Annotated in this window: 21 protein-coding genes; 11 read left to right on the forward strand and 10 right to left on the reverse strand. The window is 66.7% G+C overall.

Features of this window, described 5'->3' with window-relative positions; genetic code table 11:
• Positions 1-28: 28 nt before the first annotated feature.
• The gene (locus JNO53_RS08330; protein ID WP_203109556.1) at positions 29-985 is read left to right on the forward strand and encodes an IS1595 family transposase; all 957 of its coding nucleotides are present in this window, start codon (positions 29-31) and stop codon (positions 983-985) included.
• 312 nt (positions 986-1,297) lie between these two features.
• On the opposite strand, the gene JNO53_RS08335 is transcribed toward JNO53_RS08330, so the two are convergent.
• The gene (locus tag JNO53_RS08335) at positions 1,298-1,501 is read right to left on the reverse strand and encodes a hypothetical protein (protein ID WP_203109559.1); all 204 of its coding nucleotides are present in this window, start codon (positions 1,499-1,501) and stop codon (positions 1,298-1,300) included.
• Positions 1,502-1,563: 62 nt separating this feature from the next.
• On the opposite strand from JNO53_RS08335, the gene JNO53_RS08340 reads away from it, so the two are divergent.
• The 3 genes from JNO53_RS08340 (at position 1,564) to JNO53_RS08350 (ending at position 3,084) form a co-directional block, all read left to right on the forward strand.
• On the forward strand, positions 1,564-2,121 hold the full coding sequence (locus JNO53_RS08340) for a hypothetical protein (RefSeq protein WP_203109561.1): 558 nt from the start codon (positions 1,564-1,566) through the stop codon (positions 2,119-2,121).
• Between the two features lie 106 nt (positions 2,122-2,227).
• Entirely contained in the window at positions 2,228-2,434 is a 207-nt protein-coding gene (locus JNO53_RS08345; protein ID WP_203109563.1) for a helix-turn-helix domain-containing protein, read from the forward strand.
• Positions 2,431-3,084: a hypothetical protein gene (locus JNO53_RS08350; protein WP_203109565.1), complete on the forward strand. Its 654-nt coding sequence runs from the start codon at positions 2,431-2,433 to the stop codon at positions 3,082-3,084. Before JNO53_RS08345 ends, JNO53_RS08350 begins: the two co-directional genes overlap by 4 nt.
• Before the next feature lie 64 nt (positions 3,085-3,148).
• Here JNO53_RS08350 and glnA read toward each other — a convergent pair whose 3' ends face one another.
• The 5 genes from glnA to JNO53_RS08375 form a co-directional block, all read right to left on the reverse strand.
• Positions 3,149-4,558: a type I glutamate--ammonia ligase gene (gene glnA / locus JNO53_RS08355; RefSeq protein ID WP_203109567.1), complete on the reverse strand. Its 1,410-nt coding sequence runs from the start codon at positions 4,556-4,558 to the stop codon at positions 3,149-3,151.
• A 151-nt stretch (positions 4,559-4,709) separates the two neighbouring features.
• Positions 4,710-5,048, reverse strand: a complete 339-nt coding sequence (locus JNO53_RS08360; RefSeq protein ID WP_203109569.1) for a P-II family nitrogen regulator — start codon at positions 5,046-5,048, stop codon at positions 4,710-4,712.
• Positions 5,049-5,229: 181 nt separating this feature from the next.
• Positions 5,230-6,165: an N-acetyl-gamma-glutamyl-phosphate reductase gene (gene argC, locus JNO53_RS08365; protein WP_203109570.1), complete on the reverse strand. Its 936-nt coding sequence runs from the start codon at positions 6,163-6,165 to the stop codon at positions 5,230-5,232.
• Positions 6,162-6,503, reverse strand: a complete 342-nt coding sequence (locus tag JNO53_RS08370) for an SH3 domain-containing protein (protein ID WP_203109572.1) — start codon at positions 6,501-6,503, stop codon at positions 6,162-6,164. The genes argC and JNO53_RS08370 overlap by 4 nt, the downstream gene beginning before the upstream one ends.
• An 84-nt stretch (positions 6,504-6,587) precedes the next feature.
• Complete coding sequence (locus JNO53_RS08375; RefSeq protein ID WP_203109574.1) at positions 6,588-7,976, reverse strand: leucyl aminopeptidase family protein; 1,389 nt, start codon at positions 7,974-7,976, stop codon at positions 6,588-6,590.
• A 36-nt stretch (positions 7,977-8,012) separates the two neighbouring features.
• On the opposite strand from JNO53_RS08375, the gene JNO53_RS08380 reads away from it, so the two are divergent.
• Together JNO53_RS08380 and map are read left to right on the forward strand one after the other, a co-directional pair.
• On the forward strand, positions 8,013-8,834 hold the full coding sequence (locus tag JNO53_RS08380) for a DUF4163 domain-containing protein (protein WP_203109576.1): 822 nt from the start codon (positions 8,013-8,015) through the stop codon (positions 8,832-8,834).
• 71 nt (positions 8,835-8,905) lie between these two features.
• Positions 8,906-9,733: a type I methionyl aminopeptidase gene (gene map, locus JNO53_RS08385; RefSeq protein ID WP_203109578.1), complete on the forward strand. Its 828-nt coding sequence runs from the start codon at positions 8,906-8,908 to the stop codon at positions 9,731-9,733.
• A 21-nt stretch (positions 9,734-9,754) separates the two neighbouring features.
• On the opposite strand, the gene JNO53_RS08390 is transcribed toward map, so the two are convergent.
• Both JNO53_RS08390 and ccmA read right to left on the reverse strand, forming a co-directional pair.
• A complete protein-coding gene (locus tag JNO53_RS08390) occupies positions 9,755-10,408 on the reverse strand; it encodes a heme exporter protein CcmB (protein ID WP_203109581.1) in 654 nt (217 codons plus the stop codon).
• Positions 10,405-10,992 carry a heme ABC exporter ATP-binding protein CcmA gene (gene ccmA, locus JNO53_RS08395; RefSeq protein WP_203109583.1) on the reverse strand — a complete coding sequence of 196 codons (588 nt, stop codon included), beginning with the start codon at positions 10,990-10,992 and terminating at the stop codon, positions 10,405-10,407. Before ccmA ends, JNO53_RS08390 begins: the two co-directional genes overlap by 4 nt.
• 23 nt (positions 10,993-11,015) lie before the next feature.
• On the opposite strand from ccmA, the gene JNO53_RS08400 reads away from it, so the two are divergent.
• Positions 11,016-11,345: a 4a-hydroxytetrahydrobiopterin dehydratase gene (locus JNO53_RS08400; protein ID WP_274380871.1), complete on the forward strand. Its 330-nt coding sequence runs from the start codon at positions 11,016-11,018 to the stop codon at positions 11,343-11,345.
• Positions 11,346-11,476: 131 nt separating this feature from the next.
• Here JNO53_RS08400 and JNO53_RS08405 read toward each other — a convergent pair whose 3' ends face one another.
• Entirely contained in the window at positions 11,477-12,283 is an 807-nt protein-coding gene (locus tag JNO53_RS08405) for an SDR family oxidoreductase (RefSeq protein WP_203109585.1), read from the reverse strand.
• Between the two features lie 71 nt (positions 12,284-12,354).
• Positions 12,355-12,972, reverse strand: a complete 618-nt coding sequence (locus tag JNO53_RS08410) for a DNA-3-methyladenine glycosylase family protein (protein ID WP_203109586.1) — start codon at positions 12,970-12,972, stop codon at positions 12,355-12,357.
• A gap of 89 nt (positions 12,973-13,061) precedes the next feature.
• On the opposite strand from JNO53_RS08410, the gene JNO53_RS08415 reads away from it, so the two are divergent.
• The 4 genes from JNO53_RS08415 to JNO53_RS08430 all read left to right on the forward strand — a co-directional run bounded on the left by JNO53_RS08415 (position 13,062) and on the right by JNO53_RS08430 (position 15,783).
• Positions 13,062-13,379 (forward strand): 2Fe-2S iron-sulfur cluster-binding protein, encoded by a 318-nt coding sequence (locus JNO53_RS08415; RefSeq protein WP_203109587.1) that lies wholly within the window; start codon positions 13,062-13,064, stop codon positions 13,377-13,379.
• Between the two features lie 243 nt (positions 13,380-13,622).
• Positions 13,623-14,624 carry a cysteine synthase A gene (locus JNO53_RS08420; protein ID WP_203109588.1) on the forward strand — a complete coding sequence of 334 codons (1,002 nt, stop codon included), beginning with the start codon at positions 13,623-13,625 and terminating at the stop codon, positions 14,622-14,624.
• Positions 14,625-14,654: 30 nt separating this feature from the next.
• Positions 14,655-15,023, forward strand: a complete 369-nt coding sequence (locus JNO53_RS08425) for a hypothetical protein (RefSeq protein ID WP_203109589.1) — start codon at positions 14,655-14,657, stop codon at positions 15,021-15,023.
• Between the two features lie 4 nt (positions 15,024-15,027).
• On the forward strand, positions 15,028-15,783 hold the full coding sequence (locus JNO53_RS08430; protein ID WP_203109591.1) for a Gldg family protein: 756 nt from the start codon (positions 15,028-15,030) through the stop codon (positions 15,781-15,783).
• The last annotated feature ends 251 nt before the right edge of the window (positions 15,784-16,034 follow it).

Consider the following 16,034-nt stretch of genomic DNA (forward strand, 5'->3'; position numbering starts at 1 on the left):
AAGCACCCCTCATAGCTAGGGTGTGCCTATGAAAAACATCTACGATCCCCGCTTTCAGAACGAAGATGCAGCCCGCGAGCACCTTGAAGCGCTCCACTGGCCGAATGGTCCTGTCTGCCCTCACTGTGAAAGCAAGGATACGAAGCGGCTCCCTCCGCAGCGTGGCCGCAAGACCAAGGCGCATCCCGAAGGCGCGCTTCGCAAGGGCGTCGTCCAGTGCAACGATTGCCGCAAGCAGTTCACCGTCACGGTCGGGACCGTGTTCGAAAGCTCTAAGGTTCCTCTCCACAAGTGGCTGCTTGCCACGCACCTCATGTGCGCCAGCAAGAAGGGCATCAGCGCTCATCAGCTTCACCGTATGCTCGGCGTCACCTACAAGACCGCATGGTTTATGGCCCACCGCATTCGTGAAGCGATGATCCCCACTGATGACACCCCCATGGGCGGCCCCGGCGGAACGGTCGAGGTGGATGAAACCTACATCGGCCGCGACAAGACCAAGGCTCTCTCACGCACTCCCATTCAGCACATGAACCGCGTTGTCTCGCTCGTGGATCGCGTGACGGGCCGCTCGACCAGTGTTGTGTTCACCGAGTCATTCGGCCCCGCCAACGTGTCCAAGCTCCTGTTCACCCGCATTGATCGTCAGAGCCGCCTCGTGACCGACGAAGCCAAGGCTTACATTGCACCGGGCCGTCACTTTGCCGCCCATGAGACGGTCAATCACCGCATCAAAGAGTATGCTCGCGGCGACGTGACCACGAACACGGTCGAGGGCTTCTTCGGCATCTTCAAGCGCGGTATGCGTGGCATCTATCAGCATTGCGGTCAGCAGCACTTGCACCGCTACCTTGCCGAGTTCGACTTCCGCTACAGCAATCGTTCGGGGCTCGGCACCAACGACGCGGAGCGCGCCGATCTGGCCCTCAAGGGCATCACCGGCAAGCGCCTCACCTATCGGCGGACTGACGCAATCGCCGCCTAAGCGATTGAAGCTGCTCCGCCATATCGGGGAGCGTCGTAAGCGCTGGACTCGGCCCTAAGGCCTGCCATTATGGTCCCCTCAATAGGGGAGAGATATGGCCGCAAAAATCTATTTTAAAGTCATCCAAGATGACGAAGCAGAGCCAGACGCAATCACTATGGTGCTGGAGAAGGGCGCTGGTTTTTCTGGCTCTAATCCCGATGAAAATTTGGCGTGTGGCGGATGTAAGGAGGTTTTCGGGCGCCACCTTACTACGCGAGCATTCATCGGCGAGGTGCTGAAGAATACCACTTCACAATGCTTGCTTCGCTGTCATTGCGGCGCCTTGAATCTCATCAAGTCGAAGTCCGCGGCCTGATGCATCCCGCATGGGATGACGTAGAGGCCGGATGCAATCGAACGCCTCGCAGGCTTGTGCGGCTTCGGCGGTGTCTTCAGCATCCGCTTTAGCGCTGCCTCGCGGCGGCGTTCGGTTTCCTCTTCGGAATAGGTCTCAGATTCTGCCATGAGCGACATGTATCAGCTCCTTCGTTTCACCCCTCACAGATAAGGAACACGCCCAGCTCGGGCGGATCGCCGTGCTTTGGGGGCAAGCCGACTGGCTTATCGATGAAATCATTCTCACCGCGCTGTCGATCACGCGAAAGCAGCAACAAACGCTAATTGGCGAGAAGCCACTTGGCCCGAAACTTGACCTCCTCAAGAAGCACCTGGACGACATTGCGGATGCTCGCGCCAGAGAGGCAGCGAAGGCAATCCACCAACGCCTGAATGACACAAAAGCTCAGCGCAACCATGCCTTTCACGGCATTTGGGGTTGGAGAGCCAATCCTAGGTCAAAAAAGGTGGAGCGCTGCTCCAGACATCCGAAGGCGCTAGACAACCCAATCAAGGCTCAAGACCTTCCGAAACTTGAACAGACCCTGTGCGAGGCAGTCACACAAGGCATTATGGCCGTATGGCTGATACGGGGCAGAGAACCTGAATCTGCGGTGGCTCGCTTTCTTCATGGGCGGGACGAGGATGTCCCAGAATGGTTTCGCCAATGGAGCGAACAACATCCTCTGCTCGGTGATAATTGGGATCGTAACTGGTCAGCAGGTCAATTGCCGCGTCTAGTCGATCCGATGAGATAGCTAACTGAGAAAGAACGCCGGCCTGTCGCGAATCATGTTCCATGTTCGTTCTGCTTTGTCAAGTATACAATGTCCAGAGCTCTTTACAGGCAGAGGAGTCGCTTGGGTGCGCAACCGTTTGAAGGATCACCGCGAGGCGCAGGGCTGGAGTCAGGGCGAGCTTGCCCGGCGGCTCGGCGTTTCGCGGCAGACGATCAACGCGGTGGAGACCGACAAGTACGACCCCTCGCTGCCGCTGGCGCTGCGCATGGCGAAACTGTTCGGCGTGGCGGTGCCCGATCTGTTCATCGACGAGTGGGAGCCCGAGCTATGAATGTCGCAAAGCAGGAGAAGTCGCTGGCGAGGGGTCTCGCCGTTCCCGTCGCCGTGGGGGCCGTGTCGGGCTTTGCCGCGACTTTGCTGTTCCTCAACCTCGTCGACGTAGAGGGAGCGCGAGGCCTCGGGCCGTCACGCGAGATCGCGGGCGTCGTCGGCGTCCTCTATCTTCTCACCGCCATCGGGGTCGGTGTCGGGCTTGCCAGCCCGCGCGTCGGCGCGCGCTTCCTGAACGTCGAGGATGCCGACGAACTGCGCGAGCAGCGGCGCATGCTCGGCTATAGTTGCGGTGCCATGGCGGCGCTGAGCGGGGCACTGTTCGTGCTCGTGCTGGCCGAGCCGCTGGGGCCGGTTGCCGGCGAGGTGGCGGCGGTCGTCGCCATCGCGCTCCTGCTGCTGGCGAACGGACTCGGGCTGCTTCAGGCGCGGCACACCGATGAGCTGCAGCGGGCCATGTCGCGGGATTCAGTTGCGAGCGCGTTCTACCTGCTGTTCGTCGTCGGTGGGGGGTGGGCGCTGCTCGCCCATTGCGGCCTGGTCGATGCGCCTGCGCCGCTCGACTGGCTGACGATGTTCGCCGTGTTCCTGCTGGTCGGCTGCTTCTGGCAGGTGGGGCGCCGCGGTCTCCTCGTCCGCGGGCCCAGATGACGCTCGAAAAGAAAGGGGCGCCCGGATCGCTCCGGACGCCCCTTCGTGATCGCGGCCGCGCGGATCAGGCGCTGTAGTACAGTTCGAATTCGACCGGCGAGGGCGTGGTCTCCACGCGGAGGACTTCTTCCCACTTCACTTCGATATAGGCGTCGATCTGGTCCTTGGTGAACACGTCGCCCTTGAGCAGGAAGTCGTGGTCCGCCGAAAGCGCCTCGAGCGCCTCGCGCAGGCTGCCGCAGACGGTCGGCACGTCGGCCAGTTCGGCCGGCGGCAGATCGTAGAGGTTCTTGTCCATCGCCTCGCCCGGATGGATCTTGTTCTGGATCCCGTCGAGGCCGGCCATCAGCAGCGCGGCATAGGCGAGGTAGGGGTTGGCCATCGGATCGGGGAAGCGGAACTCGACCCGCTTCGCCTTGTCGCCCGCGCCGTAGGGGATGCGGCAGCTCGCCGAACGGTTGCGCGCCGAGTAGGCGAGCAGGACCGGTGCCTCGAACCCGGGCACCAGGCGCTTGTAGCTGTTGGTGCTCGGATTGGTGAAGGCGTTCAGGGCCTTGGCGTGCTTGATGACGCCGCCGATGTAGTACAGGCAGTTGTCCGACAGGCCGGCATAGCCGTTGCCCGCGAACGTCGGCTTGCCTTCGTTCCAGATCGACATGTGCGTGTGCATGCCGCTGCCGTTGTCGGCCTTGATCGGCTTGGGCATGAAGGTCGCCGTCTTGCCGTAGGCATGGGCGACCTGGTGCACGACATACTTGTAGATCTGCATGTTGTCGGCCGTCTCGACCAGGGTCGAGAACAGCAGGCCGAGCTCGTGCTGCGCGGCCGCGACCTCGTGGTGGTGCTTGTCGCACTTGAGGCCCATTTCGAGCATGGTCGAGACCATCTCGGCGCGGATGTCGACCGCGCTGTCGACCGGGGCCACGGGAAAGTAGCCGCCCTTGGCGCGCGGACGGTGGGCGAGGTTGCCCGCCTCGTACTCGCGGCCGGAGTTGGTCGGCAGCTCGATGTCGTCGATCGTGTAGCCCGAGCCGGCATAGCCGTCCTCGAAGCGGACATCGTCGAACATGAAGAACTCGGCTTCGGGGCCGACGTAGATCGTGTCGCCGATGCCGGTGGTCTTGAGGTAGTTCTCCGCGCGCTTGGCGGTCGTGCGCGGATCGCGGGCGTACCAGTCGCCGGTCGAGGGTTCGACGATGTCGCAGAACAGGATCATCATCGGCGTCGCGCTGAACGGGTCGATGTAGGTCCGTTCCAGGTCCGGCTTGAGGATCATGTCGCTCTCGTTGATCACCTTCCACCCGGCGATCGAGGAGCCGTCGAACATCAGCCCGTCCTCGAGCTCGTCCTCGCCCAGGATCGACGCGGTCATCGTCAGGTGGTGCCACTTGCCCTTCGGGTCGGTGAAGCGCAGGTCGACCCACTCGATCTCCTGCTCCTCGATCTGCTTGAGGACGTCATTGGCCTTGGACATGTGGTATCTTCCTTATCTTCTCCCCTCCCGCTTGCGGGAGGGGCCGGGGGTGGGCCGGTCGCAACGGTCGGATAGCCCACCCCGCTGCGACTAGGGCCTGCTGCGCAGACCCAAGTCTCGCTCCCCTCCCGCGAGCGGGAGGGGAATAATTCTAGATCGCGTCGTCGTCCCGCTCGCCGGTGCGGATGCGGAGCGCCGATTCGATACTGGTGACGAAGATCTTGCCGTCGCCGATCCGGCCGGTCTGCGCGGCGGCGGCGATCGCCTCCACCACGCGCTCCGCGATCTGGTCGCCGACGACGACTTCGAGCTTCACCTTGGGCAGGAAGTCGACGACATATTCGGCGCCGCGATAGAGCTCGGTATGCCCTTTCTGGCGGCCGAAACCCTTCGCCTCGGTCACGGTGATGCCGGACACGCCGATCTCGTGCAGCGCCTCCTTCACCTCGTCGAGCTTGAAGGGTTTGATGATCGCTTCGATCTTCTTCATGTCATCCCGATCCTACGCAATGTGCCGACGCGCGCGGTTCTTCGTCCGCTCGGCCGGCTCATCGCTTACCCCGGATGCCAAATCAAGAAGCGTGCCAGAATGCGCGCAGAGGGGCGCCGGTCACCGCGGCGGCGATTTCGCCGGCCGCGTGCCCAATCGGAATCCAGTTGCTGCCTGAATTTTAGGCAGAGAGGCGCAGGCCGGCGGTTTCGTCGAGGCCGGTCATCAGGTTGAGCGATTGCACCGCCGCGCCGCTCGCGCCCTTGCCGAGATTGTCGAGCACGGCTGCGAGCCGCACGTGCGAAGGCTCGTCTCCGAACACGAACAGCTCGAGCCCGTCCCACGGCGCGGCGTCGCGCGAGAGCAGTGTCTCGCTGCCTTCGAACGGATAGCCTGCCACGCTCACGACCGGGGAGCCGGCATAGAACTCCGCCAGCGCCGTCTGCAGCGCCTGCGGCGTGGCACTGCGGCCCATCGCCGGCAGGTTGAGCGGCACTTCGACCAGCATGCCCCGATAGGCCGGCACGACAGCAGGCGCGAAGACCGGAGCGTGCGCGAGGCCGGCATGCTGTTGCATCTCGGGGAGGTGCTTGTGCCCGCCCGCAAGGCCGTAGGCGCGGAAGGCGATGTCCGGCTCGCGCGCGAAGCGGTCGATCAGCGCGTTGCCGCCGCCGGAGAAGCCGGACACGGCGTTGACGGTATAGGGCCAGTCGGCCGGGATCAGCCCGGCGCGCACGAGCGGGGCGACGAGCGCGATGAAGCCGGTCGGATAGCAGCCCGGATTGCTGACCCGCTCGGCCCCGGCCACTGCCTCGCGCCCGACCAACTCGGGGAAGCCGTACGTCCAGTCCCCCGCCGTCCGGTGCGCGCTCGACGCATCGATCACGCGGGTGCCGGAGGCCGGGTCGATCATCGCCACCGCCTCGCGCGCCGCATCGTCGGGCAGGCAGAGGATCGCCACGTCGCACGCGTTCAGCGCCTCGCGCCGGGCGGCAGGGTCCTTGCGCCGCGCGTCGTCGAGCGTCAGCAGCGCGAACTCGGCGCGGTCCTGCAGGCGGCCCAGGATCTCGAGCCCGGTCGTGCCGGCCGCGCCGTCGATGAAGACCGTAGTGGTCATGGCGCGAGCAGCGCCGTGCGCAAGTAGCCGCTCGGTCCCTCGGGGCCGCGGGTGGCCCAGCACCAGTCGCCCGCATAGTCGAGCGCCTCGACCGCCGTGCCGGCATCGAGCCGGACGACGACCTCCGAGTCGTCGCGCGGGATCAGGTGTAGCGCAGCGCCCTCCGGCCCGATCTCGCGCGGCTGGGGCACGACGTAATGCGCGGCGAGATAGCGCCCGGCGAGCGCGATATGGGCCAGGTCGCCGCGCAGCGGCAGCGTGCCGGGCGCCGGGCGCACGACGGGCCCTTCCAGGCCGATCGTCCCCTCAGGCAGATGGTATTCGGTAGCCACGCTCACGTGTTTTCTTCTTGGCCCTCGGAAATTGGCAGGCCGCGCGCTTAAACGCTGCCGTCGCCCCCCGCAAGCGTCCCGCGCCGATCGTCAACGGTTGCCGTAGCGCTGGCGCAACATATGGAACGCTGCGCGCAGGCCGTAGGCCTCGCCGCCCTTGGGCCGCCCGGGCTTCGCCGCAGGGCGCCAGGCGAACGTGTCGAAGTGCGCCCAGTCGATGCCTTCGCCGACGAACTTGTCGAGGAACAGCCCGGCCACGCTTGCGCCGGCGAAGGCGTTGGCATGGGCGTTGTTGGTGTCGGCGACGTCCGACTTGAGCCATTCGACATAGGCTTCGGGAAGCGGGAGGCGCCACGGCTCGTCGTCGTGCGCCTTGCCTGCGGCGATCAGCGCGGCGGCGGTCTCGTCGCGGCGGGCCATCAGCGCCGGATAGTCGGGGCCGAGCGCCACCCGCGCCGCGCCGGTGAGGGTCGCGAAGTCGATCACCAGGTCCGGCCCGTGCTCGCTCGCCAGTGCCAGCGCGTCGCCGAGGATTAGCCGCCCCTCGGCATCGGTGTTGCCGATCTCCACCGTCAGCCCCTTGCGACTGCGGAGAACGTCGCCGGGACGGAAGGAGTTGGCCGAAATGGCGTTCTCCACCGCCGGCACGATCAGGTGCAGCCGCACCGGCAGGCCCGCGCCCATGACCAGCCCGGCGAGCGCGATCGCATGCGCCGCGCCGCCCATGTCCTTCTTCATCAGCAACATGCCGGCGGCCGATTTCACGTCGAGACCGCCCGAGTCGAAGCACACTCCCTTGCCGACGAGCGCGAGCACCGGGTCGCCTTCCTTGCCCCAAGTGAGGTGCATCAGGCGCGGCGCGTGATGCCGCGCGGCGGCGCGGCCCACCGCGTGAACCATCGGAAAGCCCTGCTCGAGCGCATCGCCCTTGGTGACCGAGAGCTTGGCGCCGTGCGCCTTGGCGAGCGCCTCGCACTCCGCCTCCAGCGCGGCAGGGCCCATGTCCTCGGCCGGGGTGTTGACGAGGTCGCGCACCAGGCACACTGCGCGCGCTTCGGCGAGCGCCGGCTCGATAGCCTTCGCCTCGCCGGTCAGCAGCACGCGGGGGCCGGCCGGTTCGTCATCCTTGCGATAGCGGTCGAAGCGGTACTGCGCGAGCTGCCAGCCGTGCAGCGCGGGGCCGGGCTCTCCACTGGCGAGGCGATAGGTCCCGGCGGGCAGCGTCTCGGCCAGCTTCGCCATGCACCAGCTCGACAGGCTCGCCGGATCGGCCACGCCGCCGACCGCGAACCAGTGGTCGCCATCGGGCACGATGCCGACCTCGTATCCGCCGCCCGTGAACTTCTGCGCCGCCAGCGCCGCGCGCTGCCCGGCCGAGAGTTTCTTCATCCAGTTCTCGAAGCCGTCGCGAGCGACGAGATGGATGGAAATCGCGTCCTGCCCGCGATCGGCTTGAACGAGGTCGGTGTCATGGCTCATAATCGCCCCCTAGCGCCATTTCCGGGAGAAAATCCAATGTCGTTTCGCACCCTCGCCGCTGCCGCTCCGCTGGTCCTCGCACTCGCGGCGTGTTCTCCCTCGGCCGAGGGGAGTGATGGGCAGGACCCGGCTCCGGCTGGCGGCGCCACCGCGTCTGCCACCGCCGAAGCAGGGGGCGCGGCCAAGTCGGTGGAAGAGGAAAACGACCTCTACAGCTTCTCCTATGCCTATCCGGCGCAGGCCGGCGGGATTCCCGAACTGGCCGCCCAACTCGACGCGGATGCCGAGAAGGCGAAGGCGACCCTGATTTCGGAATCGGAGGACGACCGGACGCAGGCGGAAGCGAACGACTACCCCTACCGCGCCCACAGCTTTTCCAAGGAATGGAAAGTCGTCGCCGATCTGCCGCGCTACCTCAGCCTCTCGAGCGAGTTCGCGACTTACACAGGCGGAGCGCACGGAATGTACGGCCTCGAGTCGCTGGTGTGGGACAAGCAGGCGAAGGCCGGCATGGACGGCGTCGCGCTGTTCCAGTCGGCCGAGGCGCTGGACGAAGCGCTGGGGCAGAAGCTGTGCGACGCGCTCGACGCTGAGCGTGCGAAACGCCGCGGCGAGGCGGTTCCGGCCGATGCAGGCGACGACGCCACCGGCTTCAACTCCTGCCAGCACGTGAAGGACGCGACGGTGCTCGTGGGCTCCTCCGGCGGCGGCAAGTTCGACCGGATCGGCGTGTGGTTCGGCCCTTACGTCGCCGGGCCCTATGCCGAAGGAAGCTACGAGCTCAACTTCCCGGTCGATGCCGCGGTGATCGAAGCGGTGAAGCCGGAATACCGCGAGGCGTTCGCCGCGAAGAAGTAGGCGCCTCTCCAACATGGCAAAACGGGAATGCGCCCTCGCAATCGGCGCGTTCCCGCACTACATCGGCCGTCATGACCGAATACCAGGTGATCGACAGCCGCGAGACCGTCATCCGCGACGGCACCATCAAGCTCCACGGGCCCGACGGGTTCGAGGGGATGCGCCGTGCGGGGCAGCTCGCCGCGAGCATTCTCGATGCGATCGTGCCGCTGATGCGGCCGGGCGTGACCACGGCCGAGATCGACGACAAGGTCCGCGAGCTGACGCTGGCGGGTGGGGCCGTGCCGGCGACGCTCGGTTACCGCGGCTATACGCACTCGTGCTGCATCTCGATCAACCATGTGGTCTGCCACGGCATCCCCGGCGACAAGGCGCTGAAGGACGGCGACATCGTCAACGTCGACGTCACCCCGCTGCTCGACGGCTGGCACGGCGACACCAGCCGCATGTACCTGATCGGCGACGTGCCGCTGAAGGCGCGTCGGCTGGTCGACGTGACCTACGAGTGCCTGATGATCGGGATCGAGAAGGCGCAGCCCGGCGCCCGGCTCGGCGATATCGGCGCAGCTATCGAGGAACATGCACGGCAGTTCCGCTACGGCGTCGTGCGCGAGTTCTGCGGCCACGGCGTCGGCCGTCTGTTCCACGATGCGCCCGAGGTGGTCCATGCGGCGAAGGCCGGCACCGGCCCCGAATTGCGCCCCGGCATGTTCTTCACCATCGAGCCGATGATCAACCTCGGCCGCCCGTGGGTGAAGCTGCTCAAGGACGGCTGGACCGCGGTGACCCGCGACAAGAGCCTCTCGGCCCAGTTCGAGCACTCGATCGGCATCACCGAAGACGGGAACGAGATTTTCACGCTGAGCCAGAAGGGCCTGCACAAACCGCCCTACGAATAGATCCTGCCCGCTAGGGGTGGATCAGCTCTCCCGCGCGGCCCGGATCGCGGCGCCTGCGGCAAACGGCGTCACTGCCACGAGCAGCAGGCTGATTGCCGCCGCGAAGGCCAGTCCGCCGCCGTCAGGCCGGGCGAGGGCGCCGGCGCCGAAGATCAGGATCGGCACGCTGAGCGGGATCAGCAGCAGGCCGGCGAGCGCCGCGCCGCCACGCAGGCTCGCGGTCAGCGCGGCGATGAGCACGCCGATCGCGGCAAGGCCTGGCGTGCCGGCCAGCAGGCCGAGCAGGACGGTGCGCAGGGTCTCCTGCTCCAGTCCGAGCAGCGCGGCGGCGGGGAGGGCGGCGAGCAGGAGCAGCGGGGCGAAGCTGATCCAGTGCGCCAGCATCCGCACGGCGACCGCCAGTTCCTCCGCCACGCCTCGCACCGCGAGCTGATCGAACACCCCTTCCTCAAGATCGGGCGCGACGAGCCGGTCGAGCGGGAGGATCGCCGCGAGCAGCGCCGCCACCCAGATCACTCCGCCACCGGTTCGCGCCAGCAGCGGTGCGTCCGGTCCGACGGCGAACGGGTAGATCATCGCCACCGCGAGGAAGAACAGCAGCGGCAGCAGCGCGCCGCCGCGCCGTCCGCCCGGCATCAGCAGCGCGAGGTCGCGCAGGAGCAGCCGGCCGATCATGCGGCGAAATCCGCGATCTCGAGCCGCATGGCCTCCGCGAGCCGGATCGGCTGGTGAGAGGCGACGACGCAGGTGCCGCCCGCCGCGCGATGCTCGGCGATCAGCGTCTCCACCAGTTCGGTCCCGGCCGTGTCGAGGCCGTTGAGCGGTTCGTCGAGCAACCACACTGGCGCCCGCTGGCCGAGCAGGCGGGCGAGCGCGGCGCGCTTGCGCTGTCCGGTCGAAAGATAGCGCACCGGCACGTCCGCCAGCGCCACAAGGCCGAGGCGCTCGCGGTGCGCGTCCATCAGTGAGGTGCCGCTGCCGTCGAGCTCGCTCCAGAAGGCGAGGGCGCATTCGAGCGGAACCTGGGGGTCGAGTGCGTGGCGTTCGTCGAGCAGGGCGATCGAGGCGCGGCATTCGACCGATCCATGAAAGGGCCGCAGCAGGCCGGCGAGAATGCGGATCAGGCTGGTCTTGCCGATTCCGTTCGGCCCGGCGAGGTGGCACGCCTCTCCCGGCGAGAGCGACAGCGACAGGCCGCGGAACAGCAGTCGCTCGCCGCGGCGGCAGGCCAGGTCCCGGGCGGCGAGCATCGCTTGCATGACCGCGCCCGATAGGCGAAAGGCTGCCTGCTCACAAGCCGACCGCAAGTGGAGAAGATCGGATGGCCGTCGCCAAACTCACCGAGGAAGAACGCACGATCGCCCTCGCCGATCTGCAAGGCTGGTCGCTCGCAAGCGACCGCGATGCGATCGAGCGCACGTTCACCTTCGCCGATTTCGTCGAGGCGTTCGGCTTCATGACCCGGGTGGCACTATTGGCCGAGAAGGCCGACCACCATCCCGAGTGGTCGAACGTCTACAACCGGGTCGAAATCGCGCTGACCACCCATGACGCGGATGGCCTGTCGCAGCGCGACATCGATATGGCCAAAGCGATCGGCGCGCTGGTCTGAATCGTCACCCTGAATTTGTTTCAGCGCCCATTTCTCCCCTCATGGCTTCGCTCCTGAGAGGCAATGGACGCTGAAACAAGTCAGCATGACGGGGAATGATACGCAAAATCTGAACTTCGTGTCGTCAGGCTCTACCGCCCCAGCGGCCGTGCCTGCCGGCGGGCCATCTTGCGCACGCGGCCGGGCATCCAGCGCGAGGCGAAGGCCATGCGGCGCGCCGTCTGCCCCACCAGCGTGTGCAGCTTTTCCCCATGCACCGCGTCCCAGGCTGCCTGGGCGACGTCGCCGACCGGCGTGATCTCCAGCCCGGCGGCCTTCACGCGGTCGCGGATCGCCTCGTTGCTTGCGGCGTTGGGCGTATGCTCGAGCAGCGGGGTGTCGATGAAGCCGGGGCACAGCGAGCGGACCCTGATCCCGAACTCGGCCCATTCGGCGTCGAGCGCCTCGGTCACCCCGCGCACGCCGAACTTGGTCGCCGAATAGACCGACGCGCCGCTGGTGCCGTAGATGCCGGCGGCGCTGGCGGTGTTGAGCAGGCAGCTTCCCGGCGCCGTCTTCTGCAAGTGCGGCAGCGCGGCCTGCGCTCCGTAGAGTACGCCCTTGAGATTGATGTCGATGCAGCGGTCGATCTCCTCGACCGTGTTCTCGCTCAGCGAGCCGCCGAGCGGGATGCCGGCGTTGTTGGCGACCACGTCGATCCGCCCGCCGGCCGCCTGGGAAAACGCTTCCAGCGCGGTGTCCCACGCCGCCCGGTCGCGCACGTCGAACTTGTGCGCGTAGGTGAGGCCGTTGCCGATCCCGGCCAGCGTCTCCTGCATCCCGGCGTTGTCGATGTCGCCCACCCCGACGAACCAGCCGCGCTGGCCGAAAAGTTGCGCGATCGCGCGGCCAATGCCGGAGCCGCCGCCGGTTATGAAGATCGCCTTCCGCTCGCTCATTTCGTTACTCTCCCTCCCATCTCCGGGCGGGAGGGATAGACGCGGCGGGCGACCTTGTCAGCCGCGTTTCGTCAGAGCGCGGGGTTGTTGTAGCTGTGCCAGGTGAGCAGCGACACGGCGCCGCGATGCGGCCGCCAGGCGTCGGCGAGCGCGCGGGTTTCCTTTTCGGAGGGACGCGCGTCGAGGCCGAGGATCTTGCCGATCCCGACCTGCACGGCGAGGTCGCCCGCCGGCCAGATGTCGGGCCGCCCCTCGGCGAAAAGCAGGTAGATCTCGGCCGACCAGCGGCCGATGCCCTTGATCCGCGTGAGCTCGGCGATCGCTTCCTCGTCGTCGGCGGGAAGGGCTTCGAAGTCGAGTTCCCCGCTCACCACGAGCTCGCACAGCGAGCGGGCATAGCCCTGTTTCTGGCGCGAGAGGCCGCAGGCACGCAGCGTATCGAAATCGCGCGCCAGCAGTTCGGTCGGTGCCACTTCCTCGCCCAGTTCCGCCTCCAGCTTGCGCCAGACCGATGCGGCGGCGGCGACGCTGACCTGCTGGCCGACGATCGTGCGCAGCAGCGTCTGATATCCGGTCGGCCGGATGCGCGGTTCGGGATAGCCGACGCGCGCCAGCGCCTCCGCCAGCCGGGGTTCGCGCGTAGCCACTTCGTCCAGTCCTTCGCGCAACTGCTCGCTCGTCAATCCCATCGCCGCCCGCTTGCCTTCATTCGTTCGATTGCTTAGCAGCCCGCGCAAAGCGGTCCGCTTCGGGCCCAGCCATAAGGGAAGAGCAAGCAATGCCCAAGCTGATCGTCGTCAATCGCGCCGGCGAGGAATCCGCCATCGACGTGGCCGACGGCCTGACGGTGATGGAAGCCATCCGCGACAACGGGTTCGACGAGCTTCTGGCCCTGTGCGGTGGCTGCTGCTCATGCGCGACCTGCCACGTGCATGTCGACCCGGCGTTCAAGGGCAGCCTGCCTGCGATGAGCGAGGACGAGGACGACCTGCTCGAAAGCAGCGACCATCGGAACGAGAACTCGCGGCTGGGTTGCCAGATTCCCTTCACCGACGATCTCGACGGCCTGAAAGTGACCATCGCCCAGGAAGATTGAGAACCGATCCTCCCCATTTTGCGAAGCCAAATGAGGAGGGGGACCGCGACACGCGAAGCGGCTCGTGGTGGAGGGGCCTTGCGTGACCTCGCCCCTCCGTCAGACGCCTGCGGCGTCTGCCACCTCCCCATTTGTGCTCCGCAAAAAATGGGGAGGATCTGAAGATCAGATCATAGGACTCGTATCCCCCGGCAAACCGCAATTGCATTGCGCGGGCGCGCCCGGAAACCTAGCTCTACACCGATGACCGCACCTGCGCCCACTCCCGATACCCTCAAACTCATCGGCAACACGCCGCTCGTCCTGCTCAAAGGGCCGAGCGAGGCGGCCGATTGCGAGATCTGGGGCAAATGCGAATTCGCCAACCCCGGCGCCAGCGTGAAGGATCGCGCGGCGCTCGGCATCATCCGCGATGCCGAGGCGCGCGGAGAGCTCGAGCCCGGCGGCTGCGTGGTCGAGGGGACGGCGGGCAACACCGGCATCGGCATCGCGCTCGTCGCCAATGCGCTCGGCTACCGCACGATCATCGTCATGCCGGACAACCAGAGCCGCGAGAAAATGGCGACCCTGCGCGCGCTTGGCGCCGAGCTCGTGCTTGTGCCGCCGACCAAGTATTCGGATTGCAACCACTTCGTCCACACCAGCCGCCGCCTTGCGGAAGAGACCGAAGGCGCGATCTGGGCCAACCAGTTCGACAACGTCGCCAACCGCAAGGCGCATATCGAGGGGACCGCGGCCGAGCTCTGGCAGCAGCTCGAAGGCCGGATCGACGGGTTCACCTGCGCAGCAGGCACCGGCGGGACCATCGCCGGCGTCGGCATGGGCCTCAAGGAATTCGACGAGAAGGTGACCATCGCGCTCACCGATCCGCACGGCGCGGCGCTGTTCAACTTCTACGCGCACGGTGAGCTCAAGGCTGAAGGCAGCTCGGTCGCCGAGGGGATCGGGCAGGGACGGATCACCGCCAATCTCGAAGGCGCGCCGATCGACACCCAGTTCCGCGTTTCCGACGAGGAAGGGCTCGAATGGGTCGCGCGCCTTCTGCGCGACGAGGGGCTCTGCCTCGGCTTGTCCTCGGGCATCAACGTCGCCGGGGCGGTCGCGCTCGGCCGCCAGCTCGGCAAGGGATCGCGCGTGGCGACGGTGCTGTGCGACACCGGCTTCCGCTATCTCTCCACGCTTTACAACCGCGAATGGCTCGAGGCGAAGGGCCTGCCGGTGTTCGACTGGCTCGAACGCGATTGACTGGCCTGCGCGAAGGCGTAGCCTGACTATATGCGCAGAATCAGCGACTTTCTCGGTGCGAGGCGCCGGGGCGGGCCCGAGGAAACCGCGGTCGGCATCGCGGGCACGCGTTCGGAATCGCTGCACCGGCTGCAGGTCGGGCTCTCGGGTCTCGCGGCGATCGTTTTGATGCTCGCGCTTGCCAGCGTGATCATGGAGCGGGCCAACCGTACCGAGGCCGCCAGCGTGCCCGATGCCGCGGCAACCGTGCTGCCACCGCCGGTGCACAGCCAGCAGAACGATCCCCTGGCCGATGCTGGGGTCGTTCCCGACGTTCCGGCGCGACCTACCCCGACGCCAACGTCCACCCAGGTTCCGGTGATAGTGCTCGATCCGGACGATGCGACCGACCCGGAATAAGCTGATGATCCTCGCGGTTGCGGGGGCGATCGCCGTTGCGCTTGCGGGCTGGGGGCTCGCGGGGGCGGGGCGCCCCAAGCCCGTTCTGGGCCTCTTCACCACGCTGCCGATCTACTGGGCGGAAGCCGCCGACATGTCCGCGATGCTCGACCGGCAAGCGCATCCGGGCTGGGTTCGCGGGGCGCTGGAAGACCGCTTCGAACTCCTTCCCCTCGATACGCTCGCGGCCCCGGAAAGCGGCACGGCCCGGGATCTCGACGACATCGACGTTCTGCTCCTTGCTCAGCCGCGCGCGCTGTCGCCACAGGAGAACGTCGCGCTCGACGACTGGGTTCGCGCGGGCGGCCATGTGCTGGTCTTCGCCGATCCCCTGCTGACGGCGGAGTCGCGGTTCGCGATCGGCGACCGGCGCCGACCGCAGGACGTCGCGCTGCTTTCGCCGATCCTCGGCCGCTGGGGCCTGGAGATGCATTTCGATCCCGAGCAGACCGGTGGCGAGCGAACGATCGCTACCGATAGCGCGCCGCTTCCGGTGAACCTCGCGGGAACGCTCCATCCGGCCGAGGGCTATCCGACGAGCACCGAGGACTGCTGGATCGCCTACGACCGGCTGTTTGCGCAGTGCGCCATCGAACAGGGCAAGGCCACGGTAATCGCCGATGCCGCACTGTTCGAGGACGCCGAAGGCGAGGGGCGGGCGGTTCGGGCCGATGCCCTCGAATGGCTGACCGCCAGCGCCTTCGGCAGCGGCCGGCGCTGACCTTCGTCATGATCGGGGATTTCACGGGACGGCACCCGGATTCCACGGGGATCAGGCGGGGATCCCAGGGAAAATCGCGTCTGGTCGCGGGCCTAAGAGTGATTTTGAGTTCAGAATTTTCACTTACCAAGCAACAGTTTACCGACTCATCCCCGATAATCCCCTAAATTTCCCTTTCTTCCCGCATTTTGCCGGTTTAGAAATGTCTTCCATCGGACAGGTCGTCTCGTGCTGCGCCCCGATTCGCGGGG

This window comes from Altererythrobacter sp. C41 (assembly GCF_016803135.1).
GTDB lineage: Bacteria > Pseudomonadota > Alphaproteobacteria > Sphingomonadales > Sphingomonadaceae > Pelagerythrobacter.

What these genes read in the sequence shown, in the direction of transcription:
- ccmA (WP_203109583.1), bottom strand. Translation starts at nt 10,992, where the DNA reads ATGCAAGCGATGCTCGCCGCCCGGGACCTGGCCTGCCGCCGCGGCGAG.
- JNO53_RS08415 (WP_203109587.1), top strand. Translation starts at nt 13,062, where the DNA reads ATGCCCAAGCTGATCGTCGTCAATCGCGCCGGCGAGGAATCCGCCATC.
- glnA (WP_203109567.1), bottom strand. Translation starts at nt 4,558, where the DNA reads ATGTCCAAGGCCAATGACGTCCTCAAGCAGATCGAGGAGCAGGAGATC.
- JNO53_RS08420 (WP_203109588.1), top strand. Translation starts at nt 13,623, where the DNA reads ATGACCGCACCTGCGCCCACTCCCGATACCCTCAAACTCATCGGCAAC.
- JNO53_RS08390 (WP_203109581.1), bottom strand. Translation starts at nt 10,408, where the DNA reads ATGATCGGCCGGCTGCTCCTGCGCGACCTCGCGCTGCTGATGCCGGGC.
- JNO53_RS08360 (WP_203109569.1), bottom strand. Translation starts at nt 5,048, where the DNA reads ATGAAGAAGATCGAAGCGATCATCAAACCCTTCAAGCTCGACGAGGTG.
- map (WP_203109578.1), top strand. Translation starts at nt 8,906, where the DNA reads ATGACCGAATACCAGGTGATCGACAGCCGCGAGACCGTCATCCGCGAC.
- JNO53_RS08425 (WP_203109589.1), top strand. Translation starts at nt 14,655, where the DNA reads ATGCGCAGAATCAGCGACTTTCTCGGTGCGAGGCGCCGGGGCGGGCCC.
- JNO53_RS08350 (WP_203109565.1), top strand. Translation starts at nt 2,431, where the DNA reads ATGAATGTCGCAAAGCAGGAGAAGTCGCTGGCGAGGGGTCTCGCCGTT.
- JNO53_RS08410 (WP_203109586.1), bottom strand. Translation starts at nt 12,972, where the DNA reads ATGGGATTGACGAGCGAGCAGTTGCGCGAAGGACTGGACGAAGTGGCT.
- JNO53_RS08330 (WP_203109556.1), top strand. Translation starts at nt 29, where the DNA reads ATGAAAAACATCTACGATCCCCGCTTTCAGAACGAAGATGCAGCCCGC.
- JNO53_RS08375 (WP_203109574.1), bottom strand. Translation starts at nt 7,976, where the DNA reads ATGAGCCATGACACCGACCTCGTTCAAGCCGATCGCGGGCAGGACGCG.
- JNO53_RS08380 (WP_203109576.1), top strand. Translation starts at nt 8,013, where the DNA reads ATGTCGTTTCGCACCCTCGCCGCTGCCGCTCCGCTGGTCCTCGCACTC.
- JNO53_RS08335 (WP_203109559.1), bottom strand. Translation starts at nt 1,501, where the DNA reads ATGTCGCTCATGGCAGAATCTGAGACCTATTCCGAAGAGGAAACCGAA.
- JNO53_RS08430 (WP_203109591.1), top strand. Translation starts at nt 15,028, where the DNA reads ATGATCCTCGCGGTTGCGGGGGCGATCGCCGTTGCGCTTGCGGGCTGG.
- argC (WP_203109570.1), bottom strand. Translation starts at nt 6,165, where the DNA reads ATGACCACTACGGTCTTCATCGACGGCGCGGCCGGCACGACCGGGCTC.
- JNO53_RS08405 (WP_203109585.1), bottom strand. Translation starts at nt 12,283, where the DNA reads ATGAGCGAGCGGAAGGCGATCTTCATAACCGGCGGCGGCTCCGGCATT.